We start from the raw sequence: 16,691 nt of genomic DNA, 5'->3' as shown, positions 1-16,691 counted from the left end.
AAAGATTCAGGTGGGAACCAGTTCTCCAGGACGCAATTGGGCCCAGCGGCCGGACTCTAGACTAAAACTGGCACAACCAACCACATCCCACTCCAATTGAATTTCTTCGTCAATGGTGCGGATATTCACATTAATCGTCGGTTCAAGGGGTTCAAAGGTGGGGTCAGCGGTGAGGTGGGGTTGTTGATGCTGCTCTTCCACGGCATGGTACGTATGGCAGCGATCGACGTAGGCACAATTAACACAGATGCACACGGCTAAACCTCCCCAGTTGCATGAGTTTACTTTATCTCATTTATTGGGAAGCCGTCAGGGATTGGAGATGGTAAAGATTGGCATAGACACCATTGGCGTCCATTAATTCATTGTGGGAACCCTGTTCAATCAGCCGCCCCCGTTTCAGGACGAGAATGCGATCCACATTGCGAATGGTAGCGAGGCGATGGGCAATAATAATGGCGGTACGGTTGATCAGAAGTTTGTCTAGGGCAGCTTGAATCATGGCTTCCGTGCCCACGTCTAAGTTGGCGGTGGCTTCGTCTAGCACCAGAATGCGGGGATTACGAATGGCGACCCGGGCGAAGGCCAGGAGTTGTTTCTGACCGGCGGAAAGATTGGTTCCCCGTTGACGCAATAGGGTGTCGTAGCCTTGGGGCAGTTGCTCAATAAAGGCAGAAATATTCATCTGTTCGGCGATCGCCCGGATCTCGGCAAAACTATAGTCATCTCCTAGGGCAATATTGGTTTTCACATCCCCTGAGAACAGAAAATTATCTTGGAGAATTACCCCCACATGGCGACGGAGACTTGCCTGGGGCAAATCCCGTACATCAATCCCATCCACCAATACTTGACCCCGGGTGGCTTCATAAAGACGACAGAGCAAACGAATCAGAGAACTTTTTCCAGCACCAGTGGGGCCAACGATCGCCACCTTTTCCCCTGGATGAATCGTGAAGTTCAGATCCTCAAGAATATATTCATCATCCTTGTAGGCTAACCAGACATGGTTAAATTCCACTTTCCCTAGATAGGCATCGGTATCTTTCTGACCACTCAACTCACATTGGGGATAGTCGGGATCCTGGATTTCAATGGGTTGATTCAGAATATCGGTAATCCGTTCAACCGCCGTAAACCCAGCTTGGACAGTAGTAAATTTTTCCGCTAATTGCCGTAATGGGTCAAATACCCGCTGAGAAAAAAGGATAAAGGTGGCCAGGATACCAAAATCAATCTGTCCCTGCTCCACTAAGCTACCCCCTAGGTACAACACCCCGGCGATCGCCACAAAGGCAATCCATTCCAACGTGGCCGAAACCGCAGAATCATAAAAGATCGTGCGATCCACCTCCTTGATGTACTTACGATTCCGCTGGCGAAAGAGATTGCTATTAACGGCCTCCCGGCGAAACAGTTGGACAACACCAATACCAATAATATTTTCCTGGAGATTTGCATTGAGAACGGACAGTTCTTCCCGTGCCTTATAGTTGGCCAGGCGAAAACGATGCTGAAAATAAATAATTAACCCCGTCACCGGAATGATAAAGGTGACTAGGAGGCTGGCCAGTCGCCAGTCCAGCACAAACATCGTCAGAATCACCACCAGAATTGAAAAGAGATCACTAATCACCCCCACGGCCCCGGTGGCAAAGACGTCCCCTAGGGCATCCACATCACTGGTGAGACGGGTAATTAGCTTGCCCACGGGCGTACGATCAAAGAAGCGGGCAGAGAGTTGGCTCACATGGGTAAACAGGTCTTGGCGAATATCCGTCGTAATCCACTGACCAATTTTTTGTACCCAGTACCCTTGAATCGCTTGGAGACTAAAGCGGGTTAAGACCGTGAGTAATAACAGCAAACTGAGGAGGTCAATTCCCTGGGTGAGGCTAAGGGCTTTCAGAAAGGCATAGGTACTCTCTTCACCCCGCAGGAATGAAATGGCCTGACCAATAATAATGGGTTGGAGGGCTGCGGATGCCGCCAAGGGAATGAGGAGCAGTCCACTAAAAACCAGTGCTAAGGTGTAGGGACGGGCATAGGGAACTACTCGTCGAAACAATTGCCAGTCACTTTGATCTTGACGGGATACTAGACTAGCAGAATCAGAAACCATTCTCAAAGCTCTAAGGATCTATAGTAAATTCTATGATAACGACCATTCGCTCTAAAGGCCTAAATGCCTGCTCTAAACAAATCCGGACTAAATAAACCTGATCTAAATACTTGATCTAAATACAGGAGTACGCATCCATGAGTTTATTAGGAAATATTATTTGGTTGGTTTTCGGGGGGCTGATCAGTGGGGTTGGCTACATTATTGGTGGCATTGGTCTTTGTCTAACGATTATTGGTATTCCCTTTGGCCTTAAGGCTATTGAGCTAGGATTTAGCACCTTTTTTCCCTTTGGTAAAGACGTCATTGAGAAGCCCGAAGCCAATAGTGTTTTAACGACAATTTTTAATATTATTTGGATTGCGGTGATTGGTTGGGGAATTGCCCTCAATCATTTATTTTGGGGCTTAATTCTGGCCATTACGATTGTGGGTCTTCCCTTTGCAAAACAGCATTTCAAGTTGATGATTTTGGCCCTACTTCCCTTTGGGCGAGAGTTTAAGTAATGGCGGAGGCACTCCCTGATCAACAACGCCCCCTAAATGCTGTACGTCCTCTCAATATTGGTCAACAGCGGGATTGGGCCTGGCGGGGATGGCAGACCCGTTATACGTTTATGAAGCCTGGGACAAGCTCCTCTGGAACGCCTGATCAGCCGAATCCCTCCCCAGGGACACCCCTGATCCTGTTGCATGGCTTCGGGGCGGCGATCGCCCATTGGCGGTATAACATTTCTGTTTTGGCAGAGCATCAGCCGGTCTACGCCCTTGATCTCGTTGGCTTTGGTGGGTCAGAAAAACCGATCGCCGATTACAATGCCTACTTTTGGGCAGAGCAGATCTATCAATTTTGGCGGCAGTTGATTAACCGGCCCGTGGTACTCGTGGGCAACTCCATTGGCTCCCTCATTGCCCTGACCGTTGCCAAACAATATCCAGACATGGTGGCGGGCCTTGTTTTATTGAGCTTGCCAGATCCGGCGGTGCGGGAAGAACTCATTCCCAGGGCGATCGCCCCAATCATGCAATCCATTGAACGATTCTTTACCTCCGGCTGGCTCCTGCGGCCGCTGTTTTATCTGATTCGCCGTCCCGGAATTGTCCGCCCTTGGGCTGGATTAGCCTACGCAGATCCAACAAAGGTGGATGACCAACTATTGGACATTTTGTTAACCCCTGCCAGGGATACCCACGCCGATCGCGCCTTTGTCCAAATTATTAGCTCCATGACCCAGGTGAGCTTTGGCCCCGCTGTCAAGCAAACCCTTGGGGATTTAACTATTCCTATCCTTTTAATTTGGGGACAACAGGATCGATTGATTCCGCCGCGATTTGGCCCAGAGTTTTGCCGCCATAACTCTAGGATCAAACTATTGGAGTTAGAAAACGCCGGCCATTGTCCCCAGGATGAACAGCCTGAGATGGTTAACCGGGAAATTTTAGCCTGGATGGCCGATCATGGCCTGGGTGATTCAGAACTAAATTGAGTACTATCAATTTGACCAAAGGCACTAATATAGGTGCCATTTAGGGTATTCATTTCTAGCATCAGGGTATTGGGGCCGAGGGTGACAAAGGTTCCCGGAATTTGAATTGAGCGATTGGTGGTATTGGTATAAACCGCAAAATCCGTTAACTGGATCACTTCACTCACCTGATGGCGATAGAGATGGACAATGGCTTGATCGCAGAATTGGAGATTTTCACTTTGGCGACAGTTCTGTTTTTCAATTCTAAAGTTTTCACCCAGGGAACTTTCCGACGTATCGGTGATCATTAGGGTCTTGGCATCGCTAATAATCCTCACCTGGTTATACTCAACGGTTTCACCATCATCAAAAACAACCGTCACCAGTCCGGCGGATTGGGCAATCAATGGAGCTAGGGTAGAACCAGCCACAACAAGACTACCTAGAAGAAAACCAAAAATTTTACGCATTGCATTTAACCTTAGGGGTTCTTAAATAGGAATAAGAGATAGGGTTTCCGTATCAATGACATAGAGACCGGCGGGAACCGAAGCCGTTGGCTCGGCACAAATCATACTATTGGAAGGGCCATAAATCACCACAACGGGGCCATCACAATCAGTTTGCACTAAACCATAACTGGAAAATAGCTGCCCCCCTGGACTATTAACGACGATAACAGGGGAATTGTTGGAATTGGCATTACTGAAACTACCGGCGATCGCCCCGGCCACGGCAGCGGAGGTGACACCAATGGCTAAATTACCCCAAAAACCGCCCCCCCAGTAGTTAGGGGCAGGATACCAGGCACGGCTACCATTCCACCACCAATTACCGCGATTCACGCCACGGGGATTAACGATGATATTATTCCGATTCCAGCGATTGACATTCACCGAGCGATCAATATTCACATTATTAGGTCGCTGAATCGTGCGAGGATTGACATCAGTGACACGATTACGCAAATTGACATTGTTGCGATTGACGTTAATGTCATTACTCAGATTAGTATTGCGGATATTGTTGCGGTTAATATTTTGATTAATGTTAGATCGATTAATGTTACTTCGATTAATATTGGATTGATTAACATTGCTGCGATTAATGTTAGATCGATTAATATTACTACGATCAATGTTGACTGGGCGACTACGAGTAGTATTAGGGACTCGATTTCCCAGACTCCGTTCACCACTGAGGGAGCGTCCCCTTGTCCGAGAGGCGAGGGCAGGAAGATTCCCAAAACTTGACACCGCGAGGGCGATCGCCAGCAGGGGAGATAAAAATTTAATATTCATAAAACCTAAATTTATGATGTATGGAGTTTCTAAACCATGCTCCATACTTCGCGATAAATCATATCACAATAGGTCATTCTCAGGTTCACGGATATCTCTCGCTGCCTTAACCCAGGAGATCGCCCAGGGCCAGTCGTACCCCATTCACAAAATCCCAGCCCGATTGCACCCGTTTTCCACTCAGCTGCACCTGCTCTAGAAGTAGGCCCCCCTGACCCGTTTGAATCACTGGCCCCCTCCCCTTCACTAGACCCACCACTTCACCGGCAACACCAGCGGTTATCTTTGCTGCCCCCAGCCATGCCCCAAGCTCTGGAGGTAACTGATCCCCACACTCAGGAACTAGGGGTAAGCTGGCGATCGCCTTGAGGGACACTCCGTTCCAGGTCCCATAACAATGGGGATAAAATCCGCGAATTTGATGATGGAGTGCCAAAGCATTCCTAGACCAATCCAAGACATAATCCTCTTTTTGAATTAAGCGGGCATAGGTGGCATCTTGCTCATTTTGGGCTTGGGGTGTGATCTCGCCACTCTGGAGTTGAAGTAACGTGGGAATCATCAACTCTGCCCCCACCGCCGCTAATTTCTCCCCCAGGGTTTGGGCATTATCCGTCAGGGAGATACCTAAACGCTCTTGCAATAAAATGGCCCCCGTATCCATCCCCGCATCCATCAGCATCGTTGTCATTCCGGTTTCCCTTTCACCATCGTAGAGGGCCCACTGAATTGGAGCCGCCCCCCGATAGGCTGGCAACAGAGACCCATGGTTATTCACACAGCCATAGCGGGGAATATCTAGGATCTCTTGGGAGAGAATTTGACCGTAGGCTACCACCACAAAAAAATCAGCGTCCAGGGAACGTAGCTCCTGAATGACTTCTGGGCTGCGTTTGATTTTTGTCGGCTGCCACAGGGGAATATCGTGGGCTTGGGCAATTTTTTTCACGGGAGACGGTGAAAACTGCTGGCCCCGACCCCGCCGTTTATCGGGTTGAGTGACCACCCCCACCACAGATATATCCCTATGATCTATTAACTGCTCTAGGGTCGGAACAGCAAAATTGGGGGTACCAAAGAAAACAACCCTCAGGCTCAAATCAGATCCCCGTTAGTCCTTGTTTTTATGATCCGGGAAAATATCCTGCTGCATCATCCGCCGCAGAGCAGCTAAACCTTTTTTTACTTGTCGTGAGACCGTCACCGCACTTAGTCCCAAGAGTTCCGCCGTTTCCTTCTGGGTCAGATCCTGGAGAAACACAAACTCTAAAATTTCACAGGTGCGCCCCTCTAGCTTTTGCAGGCATTGCTGCAACCGGATTTGATCTTCTTGGGCTAATTGGAAACTTTGATAGCGATGATCGGGAACGAGATCCCCCAAGCTGGCGCTTTCTTCTTCCAGATCCATGGATGGGGCATCTAAACTGAGGGGGGAGCAATGCTGATTGACCTGCTGTGCTTCCTGCCAGTCTTCGAGGGGAACCTCTAGGGCCGCCGCAATTTCAGTATCACTGGGGGCACGATTTAGGGTTTGGCGTAGCTCCTGTTTCATCCGATAGCCTTGGCGTTGTAGGGATTGCCAACGGCGGGGGACGCGAATGTGGGGACTTTTATCCCGTAGATAATGCTGAATTTCGCCACGGATATAGGGCATGGCAAAAGAGCTAAAGGCGGCTCCCTTACTCGGCTCAAACCGCTCGATCGCCCGAATCAAACCCAAGCTACCGACCTGCATCAGATCATCAAAGGATTCTTGACTATAGTTGAGCCAGCGGTGGGCTTCCTTGCGGACAAGGCCTAGATTTAATTGAACCAAGCGATTACGCAAAGAAAGCTGGGGATCGTTCTGATAGGCTTGCAGCAATACCAGGGTAGATTCCTTGATTTCGTAACTGGAGGTTTGAACAGACATAGGTTGAGGAACACTCTTCCTTTGATTTTGCAGATTTTACATAGTTTTAAGTTTTATGAATTCGTTATAGCTTAACGTACCCTCTAGTATCTCAGGTCGTGATGAATAACATTGTGATCGATACCACAATGAACCCTAAGTTTAGTTAACCTGTTATCGCCAAACCTTTACATTATCTTAACCTTTGCCAGGGTTTCCCGGAAATGTCAGAATCAGACCACAGGACTAATCTCACCTAATATAATCTTCTCCCATGCTCCCAACCGATGCTCCAGACCTTTTAATTCAGGGTGGTCGGGTCTGTCTACCCGACGGCTCCTGCCGAACCATGGATATACAAATCAACCAAGGTAAAATAATCCAACTGGCGGAAACCCTGGAGCCAGAACCGGGAACAACTCTAATTTCAGCCCAGGGGTTAACGGTTTTGCCCGGAGTCATTGATCCCCAGGTACATTTTCGTGAACCGGGCCTAGAGCATAAGGAGGATCTCCATACCGCCAGTTGCGCCTGCGCCAAGGGAGGGGTGACATCCTTCCTGGAAATGCCCAATACCCGCCCCCTCACTACGGATCAAGGGGCTCTAGATGATAAATTAAAACGGGCCGCTGCGAAATGCTTAGTCAACTATGGTTTTTTTATTGGGGCCACCAAGGACAATCTGGATGTCTTAAATCAGGTGAACCCCACCTGTGGCATCAAAATTTTTATGGGATCCATGCACGGCCCGTTGCTTGTGGATGAAGAACCCATCCTAGATCAAATTTTTAGTCGGGGCGATCGCCTGATTGCGGTTCATGCCGAGGATCAAGGGCGAATTTTAGAGCGACGAAAACAGTTTAGCGATCGCCAAGATGTGGCCGCCCACTCCGTGATTCAAGATGCCCAAGCTGCCCTCAATGCCAGCCAGTTAGCCCTGAAACTGTCTAAAAAATATCAACGTCGTCTCCATATTCTCCACCTATCGACGGGTCTAGAAGTGGAGTTGTTGCGCCAGGATAAACCCGCTTGGGTGACAGCGGAAGTGACACCCCAGCATTTACTCCTCAATCAGGAAGCCTATCGGGACATTGGTTCCCTGGCCCAGATGAATCCTCCCCTCCGCACCGCCGAAGATAATCACCTCCTCTGGCAAGGCCTTTTAGACGGTGTGCTGGACTTTATTGCCACGGATCATGCCCCCCATACCCTAGAAGAAAAGGCCCAACCCTATCCCCAAAGCCCATCAGGAATGCCAGGGGTAGAAACATCCTTACCCCTTATGCTCACCCAATCCCAAGCTGGTCGCTGTTCCTTGGCCCAAGTCGTCCGCTGGATGTCTACGGCCGTGGCTGAGGCCTATAAAATTCCCGATAAGGGGGCGATCTCTCCCGGCTATGATGCGGATTTAGTGATTGTAGATTTGCAAACCTATCGGCCGGTTTTGCGCCAGGAATTAGTCAGTAAATGCGGTTGGAGTCCCTTTGAAGGCTGGCGACTCACGGGTTGGCCCGTCTATACCGTGGTGGGGGGGCACATTGCCTACGATCGCGGCGAATTAAAGACCCAGGTGCGGGGTAAGTCCTTAACATTTCTCTAGAAACAAGGCCTCTCCTGTTAAGAGTTGTAATCCCTGGGCAAATCTCTGGGGAGCGTCTGGTATGGTCAAAAATAAATACTGGTTATCAATTAATTTTACTCCTATGGACGCTCAGCAATCCGTTAAAAACCCCATGCCCCTCCTTAAATATTCCTACGATGTCGCCCTAGATTGGTGTGACAATCATGGCTGGACGGATCTATTTGTTGAGCAATATCAATACTGGGCCTTTCCTCCAGGGGGTGTCATGCCCTTACCGTTGCCCCATCAAGCCCTTGAATCCATTGATCCCGCTCTGCGCCTAACGCCCCGACAATCCCAACTCCACGGAATTGCCATTGGCATCGGTTTGGCGAGCACCCTTTTTAGCTACGTTTTCCAGTCTCCCTTGCCCTTAATCATGGGATTTAGTCTCTGTACCCTTGCCATGGCCCTACAGGAACAGTAGAAATATCAAGAACAGAGGTCGGATGACCAATCCTGTGACCCCCGCATCGGTTGGCAGAGGTACTGACGACCGGCCCAAACCATTTGCCACTCAGGGGTTTCAGAGTCATTGGTGCTAGATGTGGGCTGAAGCTCAACTCGGTAGCGAATACCGCGGACAGAATCATCCAGCAGGCCGACGCGGCTCAGGACGACGACAACGGTTTGATCAATGGCTTGATCCGTCCTAGAGGGATTCACCACCATTACGGTATCGACCGGACGAACTTCACGGGCTTCTTCCGGTGGGACGGGGGGCATAAATACCGCCACCGCTAGGGCTTCGGGATCAACACCAACCAGTGGCCCATCGGCGGGAAGTTCTTCTAAGTTGATTTCATCGTAATCTTCCCGATTCTCCAAAGCCTCTGGAGCCGTGGTGAGAACCTGCGGGTTCCCATTGGCCCCGTCCTGGGATTGGGCCCTATCGTCCGATGCGTTGGTTGTATTGCACCCCAGTAAGGGAAAGCTGACCAACGCTAAAATTGTGACCAGTAAAGGGATAGAGAAATTCATCTTGCCCAAGACTCTAACATAAAAGGACAAAGTAGCCTAAGATCATCCATAAGATTTAATGTTGGTTTACGGCTAACACGCTCTCAATTAGGAGGACTTTTATGGCACTCGTCCCAATGCGGTTGCTACTTGACCACGCCGCAGAAAACGGATACGGCATTCCTGCATTTAACGTCAACAACATGGAGCAGATCCAGGCGATTATGCAGGCGGCCCATGCCACCGATAGCCCAGTGATTCTCCAGGCCTCGCGGGGTGCGCGTAAATATGCAGGGGAAAACTTTTTACGTCACTTAATCTTGGCAGCGGTGGAAACCTACCCCCATATCCCCATTGTCATGCACCAGGATCATGGTAACGAGCCAGCCACCTGCTATTCGGCGATCAAAAATGGCTTCACCAGCGTGATGATGGATGGTTCCTTGGAAGCCGATGCCAAAACCCCCGCCAGCTATGAATACAATGTTGCGGTCACCAGTGAAGTTGTGAAAGTGGCCCATGCCATTGGTGCCTCCGTGGAAGGGGAACTTGGATGCTTAGGCTCCTTGGAAACCGGCAAAGGGGAAGCAGAGGATGGCCATGGTTTTGAAGGGGAATTGGATCACTCCATGCTCTTGACCGACCCCGATGAAGCAGTGGACTTTGTGGAGCGTACCCAGGTGGATGCCCTGGCCGTGGCGATCGGAACCAGCCATGGTGCCTACAAATTTACCCGCAAGCCCACGGGGGAAATCTTGGCCATTAGCCGCATTGAAGAAATTCACCGCCGCTTACCCAATACCCACTTGGTGATGCATGGTTCGTCCTCCGTACCCGAGGATTTAATTGCCCTGATCAACCAGTATGGGGGGGCCATTCCCGAAACCTACGGCGTGCCCGTGGAAGAAATCCAAAAAGGAATTAAGAGTGGTGTCCGCAAGGTCAATATTGATACCGATAACCGCCTAGCGATTACGGCAGCGGTTCGGGAAGCCTTGGCAGCCAATCCCAAGGAATTTGATCCCCGTCACTTCCTCAAGCCCTCCATTAAGTACATGGAAAAGGTCTGTGCCGATCGCTACACTCAGTTTGGTACCGCTGGAAATGCCAGCAAGATCAAGCAAGTGAGCCTAGAAGAGTATGCTGCCAAGTATGCCAAGGGTGAATTAGCCCAGGTTGCCAAAAAAGCTGTAGCCGTCTAGTTTAGGCGAACGTATCCGTTAAAAGCTAATAAGGGGAGAAGAATACCTGCTCTGGGCTAACCATGAATAGGGTTATTCTTCTCCTTTTTGGCATTGTTTTGGGTACAATATCTTGGATAAAAACGCTAGTCTAGGACTAAGCGTAATTTCTTTGACTCGTAATGACTACTGCTGTTATGGCATCACCATGGATAATCTCAGCCAACGTTACCTTAAACTATCCCAGGCCTATGTCCAATTGGCCGATCGCTACAACAATTTAGATGTTGAGCAAATGACTCTACGGGAGAAGCTCGTCCCGTTTTTAATGGCATTTAAGTACTACAAGCGACTATCGGAACAACTCACCAACGAAAAACTGACCCTAGAGGCAGAAGTGATGGCTCTGCGCGATCGCTGTCAACAAATGGAGAGTCACGCTGGGCATCATGCAGATGAGGCTCTCCTAGCGGCCCTAGCGGAAGCTGAGGAGCAAATTGCCTTAATGGAAGACACCTTTGCGGAGCAGGCAACGGATAGTGATCCCTCCCTACTGCCCGTAGAAAAAGAACTTTTGGCAGAATATGTTGCCGGCTCCAGTGAATTTCAATCTCTTTTATCTGAGGAGGGGACTGATCATATTGGATTGTTAACCTAGAATGCTATTACCGGCCAGTGAGGAGTTTGTTGCCCTTTGTCGCTCCCAGTTGGCCCTAGTCGTCAAGGGTTTAGGGGCTTCGTCCTTGGCGGTCTATCTGACGGAGGGGGCTGAGGATGATCCCACCGCCCAAACCTGGATGCCCGTTGCCACCTACCCTGAATCCGATAGGGCTTGGCGATCGCCCCCGCTGCTACCACCGCCCATCTCCGATTTTAAGCCGCCCCAGTCTGAATTATTACCCCCTCCCAACAACTTAGTCCCATCCCAAACCTTTAGTGCTAGTGATCCCCCCCTCTCCTTAATTCCCAAGGATAACTATTCCCCTGGGGCTGCTGTCATTCCCCCCCTAGGGCCGGATCAGTTAGCCCTACCCTTGATCTATCAAAACTGGGTCTTAGGGTTACTTCTGGCGGGGCGAGAGGGTCAACCCTGGATTCCCTGGGAGCAGGATCAACTGGAGCAGGTGGCCCATACCCTGGCGATCGCCTGTATTTTGGATCAACGGCAACAGTGGTTGAGTCGCCCCGAAGCCTATGAACTCCACCGAGATAGCCAACACACCGTTCTGGATAACCTGCTCCATCAACTGCGTAACCCCCTGACAGCGGTACGTACCTTTGCCAAACTCCTGCGAAAGCGTTTGAGCCATCCCAATCACGCCCTAGCGGAAGGGATATGGCAAGAAAGTGAACGGATGGAAGAACTCCTCAGTCAGTTTTCCCAGGTTTTGGAGCAGCCCCCCCTCCCACCCCATTCCCACTACCCCCTGCGATTGGCACCGGCTCCCCAGACCTGTACGTCCTTGGCAGAGATATTGGCACCCCTGATTCAATCCGCCCAAGCCCGCGCTGAGGCCCAGAATATCCATCTGGTCTTAACCGATCTCACCCCCTTGCCCGATCTCCATTTAAATGGCGATGTTCTCCGGGAAGTCCTGAATAATTTGCTAGATAATGCCTTCAAATACACCCCCAGCGGCGGCAGCGTTGGTATTGAGTTAGTCGTGGTGGACTCACCCTCCCTGCCTGATTGCGAGGCCCAGGAAACGGCCCACTATGACCTGCGGATTTGGGATACGGGGCCGGGCATCCCTGCCGCCGATCAGGCCCATTTATTTGAGCGGGGCTACCGAGGTATTCAAGCCAACGGCGAGATTCCGGGCACGGGCCTGGGCCTGGCGATCGCCCAAGACCTGCTCCAACCCCTAGGGATTCACATTCAGGTTGAAAGTCCTTACCCTGCCCACGGCACCACCGGAACCGCCTTTCGTCTGCGGCTCCCCGCACTCATTAACACACCCTTTCTTAGTAACACAGTTGACTCTCCCCTTTCCTGCCATAATCAACCTGATGGAAGCAATCAGGATTCGTAGTATTCATGCGTCTTTTAATTTCCAATGATGATGGGGTCTTTTCCCCCGGTATTCGTTGCTTAGCCGATACCCTGGCGATCGCCGGCCATGAGGTAGTCGTCGTCTGCCCCGATCGGGAGCGATCGGCCACGGGCCATAGCCTCACCGTCTTTGATCCCATTCGCGCCGAAGTGGTGAGTCATCGCTTTCATAGCAATGTTCAAGCCTGGGCCTGTTCGGGAACCCCCTCCGATTGCGTCAAATTAGCCCTAGGGGCCCTGCTGGAGCAACCCCCGGATTTTGTCGTATCCGGGATTAATCAAGGCTCCAACCTCGGCACTGATATTCTTTACTCCGGCACCGTTTCCGCCGCAATGGAAGGGATTATCGAAGGCATTCCTAGTATGGCCATTAGCCTAACGAGTTTTACCGTCCACGAGTTTCAACCTGCCGCTGACTTTGTCGCCCGTTTACTCGCGCACTTGGGGCAGAAACCGCTTTCGGAAATGATGCTCCTGAACGTCAATGTTCCCGCCTTGGCTGCTGAAGATATTGCTGGGGTGGCCATTACCCGCCAAGGTCTGCGCCGCTACCATGATCTCTTCCAAAAGCGTATTGATCCCCGTGGCAAAACCTACTACTGGCTGGCGGGGGAAGTGGTGGAAGAATTACCCCAGGAGAGTGGACTCGTGCCCACGGACGTGGAGGCGATCGCCCAAAATCTGATCAGTGTTACCCCCCTTGCCTATAACCTCACCTACGCACCGGGACTCACCTCCCTCAGCCACTGCCTTGATCCCCAAACCTTTTCCATTAGTTAGGGATGTAGAAATCTGGTTAAGTAAATCTCGTTAAGTAATGTTGCCCAACCATGGTAGGATTCAAGGTGGCCAGTTCAAAGCATCCCAGGATGATCTGCTACCACTGTGGCTGTTCCTGACCCTGATACCCATTCAAAACCATTGCCATCTCTGGACTCATCTGAATCCTCAGATTCTGGTTCAATGGCTGAATTTTATCAACTTCGTCGGGAGCTATTAACCACTAGCCTAGCTCTCATGGGGATAATTTTTGTGGCAGTTTGGTGGGGTTACTCCCTCGATACTGCCTGCAATTATCTATTAGGAGCCAGTGCCAGTATGCTCTATTTACGGTTATTGGCCCGTAATGTTGAGCGACTAGGCCGGGAGCAGGAAAAACTGGGTAAAACTCACCTTGTTGTCTTTATTGCCGTGATTATTCTGGCAAGTCGTTGGCAGCAATTGCACATTTTACCCGTATTCTTGGGTTTTCTCACCTACAAAGCAGCCATCTTGGTCTATACCTTGCGCACGGTTGTTTTGTCCCGCTAGTTCTGGTCTGCAAATGTGTACAGCCTACAAACTTTGAGGTCGGAGGCATGATGCCTTTGATACATTCCCCTGAATGGATTTTATTGCCCCTAGCTAAACTAGAAGTTGGGCATCATTTTTACTGGCATATTGGCAATCTTAAGGTGCATGGCCAAGTGTTTATGACCACCTGGATTGTTATGGCCATTTTGATTGTGGCCGCCCTGGCCGCCACCCGAAATATTCAGCGCATTCCCACTGGAATACAGAATCTCATGGAGTACGCCCTTGAATTTATCCGGGATTTGGCCAAGGGTCAAATGGGCGAAAAAGAATACCGAGCTTGGGTTCCGTTTATTGGCACCCTTTTTCTATTCATTTTTGTTTGTAATTGGTCCGGTGCCCTCGTCCCCTGGAAACTAATTGAGTTACCCGAAGGCGAATTGGCGGCCCCCACCAACGACATCAATACCACCGTAGCCCTTGCCCTACTGGTTTCTTTGGCTTACTTCTATGCCGGCTTCCGCAAGCGAGGACTGGGGTACTTAACTAAATACATTGAGCCAACCCCTATCCTCCTGCCCATTGCTATCCTGGAAGACTTCACCAAGCCCCTCTCCCTCAGCTTCCGTCTATTTGGGAATATTCTCGCAGACGAGTTAGTTGTTGGTGTTTTAGTGCTTTTGGTACCTTTGTTTATCCCTCTACCTGTAATGTTTCTGGGGTTATTTACTAGTGCCATTCAAGCCTTAGTATTTGCAACCCTAGCAGCCACCTACATCGGTGAAGCGATGGAAGGGCATGGGGGAGAACATGAAGAAGCCCACTCCTAAAAGGCCCCGCGGCCTGGTATTGTAATCTCTGGAAATTTTGTTAAACTCCACTACTGTCTGAGGAAAAGAAATTATGGATCCGTTAGTTGCTGCTGCTTCTGTGATTGCCGCTGCCCTGGCCATTGGTCTTGCTGCAATTGGCCCTGGCATTGGTCAGGGTAATGCCTCTGGTCAAGCGGTGGAAGGGATTGCCCGCCAGCCAGAAGCTGAAGGTAAAATTCGTGGAACCTTACTCTTAACCCTGGCATTCATGGAATCCCTAACCATTTACGGCTTGGTGATTGCCTTGGTGCTTCTGTTCGCTAACCCCTTTGCATCTTAAGCACCCATTTTCATCGGGATTGGCTGTTAAAGGTCTTCAATGTCTGAACAGTCAATCCTCTTAAGTCATGCCCATCAGGAGAGGCGGATGTTTGATTTCGATGCCACCCTACCCTTAATGGCTGTTCAGTTTTTGATTTTGACAGTCATTTTGAATGCAATTTTCTATAAACCCCTCAGTAATGCCCTCGATAATCGCGATGATTATGTGCGCGGCAATTTACGGGAAGCAAAGGATCGGCTAGAGCAGGCCAAAAATCTTGCCGCCCAGTACGAGCAGGAATTAGCTGTGACCCGTCGCCAAGCTCAAGTGCTCCTTGAAGAGGCTCGGGCCGATGCTCAAAAGATTGCCACAGGAGAAATTGCCGCAGCCCAGAAAATCGTTCAGGCAGAATTATTAAATGTACAGGCCGAGATTGACCAGCAGAAGCAATCAGTGCTGAGAGATCTTGAGGTTCAGGTCGGTACGTTCAGCCAGCAACTTTTAACAAAGCTGTTGGCGTAAGGAGTTTGGGTCATGGACGCAGTTAATCTCGTAAATCTATTTTTGGCAACGGAGGAGATGGGTCATTTTGGTCTCAATTTTGATATTTTTGAAACCAATGTGATCAACCTTGCCATTGTCATTGGTGTCCTTGTCTATTTTGGTCGGGGCTTTTTGGGTAAAACCCTGGGCGATCGCCAAGCAGCCATTGCCACTGAAATTAAGGAAGCGGAGGAGCGGAATCAGGAAGCCGCCGTTCGTTTAGCCGATGAACAACAAAAACTAGCCCAAGCTCAACAGGAAGCGCAGCGAATTCGCCAAGAGGCAGAAGTTCGGGCGAAGCTCGCTAAGGATGAACTTTTAGCCCAAGCCAAGCGTGAGATTGAGCGACTCAAGCAAACAGCTAGTCAAGACACAACCGCCAGCCAAGAACGGGCGATCGCCGAGATTCGGGATCGCATTGCCAGTTTGGCTCTGGCTAAGGCCGAAGCGGACTTAAATGCCCAGTTATCGGCTAATGCTGAAATGCAGCGACAGCTTGTCGATCGCAGTATTGCCCTACTAGGAGGCAAATGATGCAAACCACCGTCAGCGGTGAAATTATTGAACCCTATGCTGAGGCCCTATTGTCCTTAGCCCAGTCCCAGCAATTGGAAGAACGGTTTAATCAAGACGTGGGTATGATTCTCGACCTACTAGAAAATTCCGAGGATCTGGGCCAATTTTTAGCCAATCCGCTAATTAAGGCAGAGGCCAAAAAAGCCGTACTTCGGCAAATTGCCGTCAATGAGGTGCATGGCTATTTCCTCAACTTTCTGCTGTTATTGGTGGATCGGCGGCGCATTGCATTCCTAGGGGCCATTTGCCAGCAGTATCGCGCCCTCCTGCGTAAACTGCGCAATATTGTATTGGCCGAAGTTATTACCACCGTGGAACTGACGGAAGCGCAACGTCAAGGGGTAATCGAGAAGGTGAAATCCATGACCGGTGCAAATGAGGTGGAACTGGCTACCAAGCTAGATTCTTCCCTCATTGGTGGTGTCATTGTTAAAGTGGGTTCCCAGGTTCTAGATGCCAGTTTGCGCGGTCAACTGCGTCGGTTGAGCTTTAGTTTGTTAAATGCGGCTTAGCCCCCTGTTTTATTTCTGTAAATCCCTTGAGAGCAA

21 protein-coding genes are annotated in these 16,691 nt (G+C 50.1%); 14 read left to right on the top strand and 7 right to left on the bottom strand.

The window, feature by feature from the left end; all coding sequences use genetic code 11:
• Positions 1 to 6 precede the first annotated feature (6 nt).
• Positions 7 to 255, bottom strand: a complete 249-nt coding sequence (locus L3556_RS04255) for a Ycf34 family protein (RefSeq protein ID WP_277866069.1) — start codon at positions 253 to 255, stop codon at positions 7 to 9.
• 40 nt (positions 256 to 295) lie between these two features.
• A complete protein-coding gene (locus L3556_RS04250) occupies positions 296 to 2,122 on the bottom strand; it encodes an ABC transporter ATP-binding protein (protein ID WP_277866068.1) in 1,827 nt (608 codons plus the stop codon).
• Positions 2,123 to 2,259: 137 nt separating this feature from the next.
• On the opposite strand from L3556_RS04250, the gene L3556_RS04245 reads away from it, so the two are divergent.
• Both L3556_RS04245 and L3556_RS04240 read left to right on the top strand, forming a co-directional pair.
• On the top strand, positions 2,260 to 2,628 hold the full coding sequence (locus L3556_RS04245; RefSeq protein WP_277866067.1) for a YccF domain-containing protein: 369 nt from the start codon (positions 2,260 to 2,262) through the stop codon (positions 2,626 to 2,628).
• Positions 2,628 to 3,608 (top strand): alpha/beta fold hydrolase, encoded by a 981-nt coding sequence (locus tag L3556_RS04240; RefSeq protein ID WP_277866066.1) that lies wholly within the window; start codon positions 2,628 to 2,630, stop codon positions 3,606 to 3,608. The genes L3556_RS04245 and L3556_RS04240 overlap by 1 nt, the downstream gene beginning before the upstream one ends.
• Here the strand turns inward: L3556_RS04240 and L3556_RS04235 are convergent.
• The 4 genes from L3556_RS04235 to L3556_RS04220 all read right to left on the bottom strand — a co-directional run bounded on the left by L3556_RS04235 (position 3,578) and on the right by L3556_RS04220 (position 6,803).
• Positions 3,578 to 4,060, bottom strand: a complete 483-nt coding sequence (locus L3556_RS04235) for a hypothetical protein (RefSeq protein WP_277866065.1) — start codon at positions 4,058 to 4,060, stop codon at positions 3,578 to 3,580. The genes L3556_RS04240 and L3556_RS04235 overlap by 31 nt on opposite strands.
• A gap of 21 nt (positions 4,061 to 4,081) precedes the next feature.
• Entirely contained in the window at positions 4,082 to 4,891 is an 810-nt protein-coding gene (locus L3556_RS04230) for a hypothetical protein (protein ID WP_277866064.1), read from the bottom strand.
• A 106-nt stretch (positions 4,892 to 4,997) separates the two neighbouring features.
• Complete coding sequence (fmt, locus tag L3556_RS04225; RefSeq protein WP_277867594.1) at positions 4,998 to 5,984, bottom strand: methionyl-tRNA formyltransferase; 987 nt, start codon at positions 5,982 to 5,984, stop codon at positions 4,998 to 5,000.
• 18 nt (positions 5,985 to 6,002) lie between these two features.
• Complete coding sequence (locus L3556_RS04220) at positions 6,003 to 6,803, bottom strand: RNA polymerase sigma factor SigF (protein ID WP_277866063.1); 801 nt, start codon at positions 6,801 to 6,803, stop codon at positions 6,003 to 6,005.
• Between the two features lie 253 nt (positions 6,804 to 7,056).
• Here L3556_RS04220 and L3556_RS04215 point away from each other — a divergent pair, with 253 nt between their 5' ends.
• Together L3556_RS04215 and L3556_RS04210 are read left to right on the top strand one after the other, a co-directional pair.
• Entirely contained in the window at positions 7,057 to 8,382 is a 1,326-nt protein-coding gene (locus L3556_RS04215) for a dihydroorotase (RefSeq protein WP_277866062.1), read from the top strand.
• 103 nt (positions 8,383 to 8,485) lie between these two features.
• A complete protein-coding gene (locus tag L3556_RS04210; RefSeq protein ID WP_277866061.1) occupies positions 8,486 to 8,830 on the top strand; it encodes a slr1957 family protein in 345 nt (114 codons plus the stop codon).
• Between the two features lie 5 nt (positions 8,831 to 8,835).
• Here L3556_RS04210 and L3556_RS04205 read toward each other — a convergent pair whose 3' ends face one another.
• On the bottom strand, positions 8,836 to 9,384 hold the full coding sequence (locus tag L3556_RS04205; protein WP_277866060.1) for a hypothetical protein: 549 nt from the start codon (positions 9,382 to 9,384) through the stop codon (positions 8,836 to 8,838).
• Between the two features lie 101 nt (positions 9,385 to 9,485).
• Between L3556_RS04205 and fba the strand changes: the two genes are divergently transcribed.
• The 10 genes from fba to atpH all read left to right on the top strand — a co-directional run bounded on the left by fba (position 9,486) and on the right by atpH (position 16,655).
• On the top strand, positions 9,486 to 10,565 hold the full coding sequence (gene fba, locus L3556_RS04200; RefSeq protein ID WP_277866059.1) for a class II fructose-bisphosphate aldolase: 1,080 nt from the start codon (positions 9,486 to 9,488) through the stop codon (positions 10,563 to 10,565).
• A 151-nt stretch (positions 10,566 to 10,716) separates the two neighbouring features.
• On the top strand, positions 10,717 to 11,202 hold the full coding sequence (locus L3556_RS04195; protein ID WP_277866058.1) for a hypothetical protein: 486 nt from the start codon (positions 10,717 to 10,719) through the stop codon (positions 11,200 to 11,202).
• Between the two features lies 1 nt (position 11,203).
• A complete protein-coding gene (locus L3556_RS04190; RefSeq protein ID WP_277866057.1) occupies positions 11,204 to 12,577 on the top strand; it encodes a GAF domain-containing sensor histidine kinase in 1,374 nt (457 codons plus the stop codon).
• Between the two features lie 5 nt (positions 12,578 to 12,582).
• Positions 12,583 to 13,377: a 5'/3'-nucleotidase SurE gene (surE, locus tag L3556_RS04185; protein ID WP_277866056.1), complete on the top strand. Its 795-nt coding sequence runs from the start codon at positions 12,583 to 12,585 to the stop codon at positions 13,375 to 13,377.
• A gap of 183 nt (positions 13,378 to 13,560) precedes the next feature.
• A complete protein-coding gene (locus tag L3556_RS04180; protein ID WP_277866055.1) occupies positions 13,561 to 13,908 on the top strand; it encodes an ATP synthase subunit I in 348 nt (115 codons plus the stop codon).
• 47 nt (positions 13,909 to 13,955) lie between these two features.
• The gene (atpB, locus tag L3556_RS04175; protein ID WP_277866054.1) at positions 13,956 to 14,720 is read left to right on the top strand and encodes a F0F1 ATP synthase subunit A; all 765 of its coding nucleotides are present in this window, start codon (positions 13,956 to 13,958) and stop codon (positions 14,718 to 14,720) included.
• Positions 14,721 to 14,793: 73 nt separating this feature from the next.
• On the top strand, positions 14,794 to 15,042 hold the full coding sequence (atpE, locus tag L3556_RS04170; protein ID WP_277866053.1) for an ATP synthase F0 subunit C: 249 nt from the start codon (positions 14,794 to 14,796) through the stop codon (positions 15,040 to 15,042).
• Between the two features lie 39 nt (positions 15,043 to 15,081).
• Entirely contained in the window at positions 15,082 to 15,546 is a 465-nt protein-coding gene (locus tag L3556_RS04165) for a F0F1 ATP synthase subunit B' (RefSeq protein WP_277866052.1), read from the top strand.
• A gap of 12 nt (positions 15,547 to 15,558) precedes the next feature.
• Complete coding sequence (locus L3556_RS04160) at positions 15,559 to 16,101, top strand: F0F1 ATP synthase subunit B (RefSeq protein WP_277866051.1); 543 nt, start codon at positions 15,559 to 15,561, stop codon at positions 16,099 to 16,101.
• Complete coding sequence (gene atpH, locus L3556_RS04155) at positions 16,098 to 16,655, top strand: ATP synthase F1 subunit delta (protein WP_277866050.1); 558 nt, start codon at positions 16,098 to 16,100, stop codon at positions 16,653 to 16,655. Before L3556_RS04160 ends, atpH begins: the two co-directional genes overlap by 4 nt.
• The last annotated feature ends 36 nt before the right edge of the window (positions 16,656 to 16,691 follow it).

This window comes from Candidatus Synechococcus calcipolaris G9 (genome assembly GCF_029582805.1).
GTDB classification, from domain to species: domain Bacteria; phylum Cyanobacteriota; class Cyanobacteriia; order Thermosynechococcales; family Thermosynechococcaceae; genus Synechococcus_F; species Synechococcus_F calcipolaris.
Note: the sequence above shows the minus strand (reverse complement) of the source record. Positions and strands in the feature narration are given on the sequence as shown.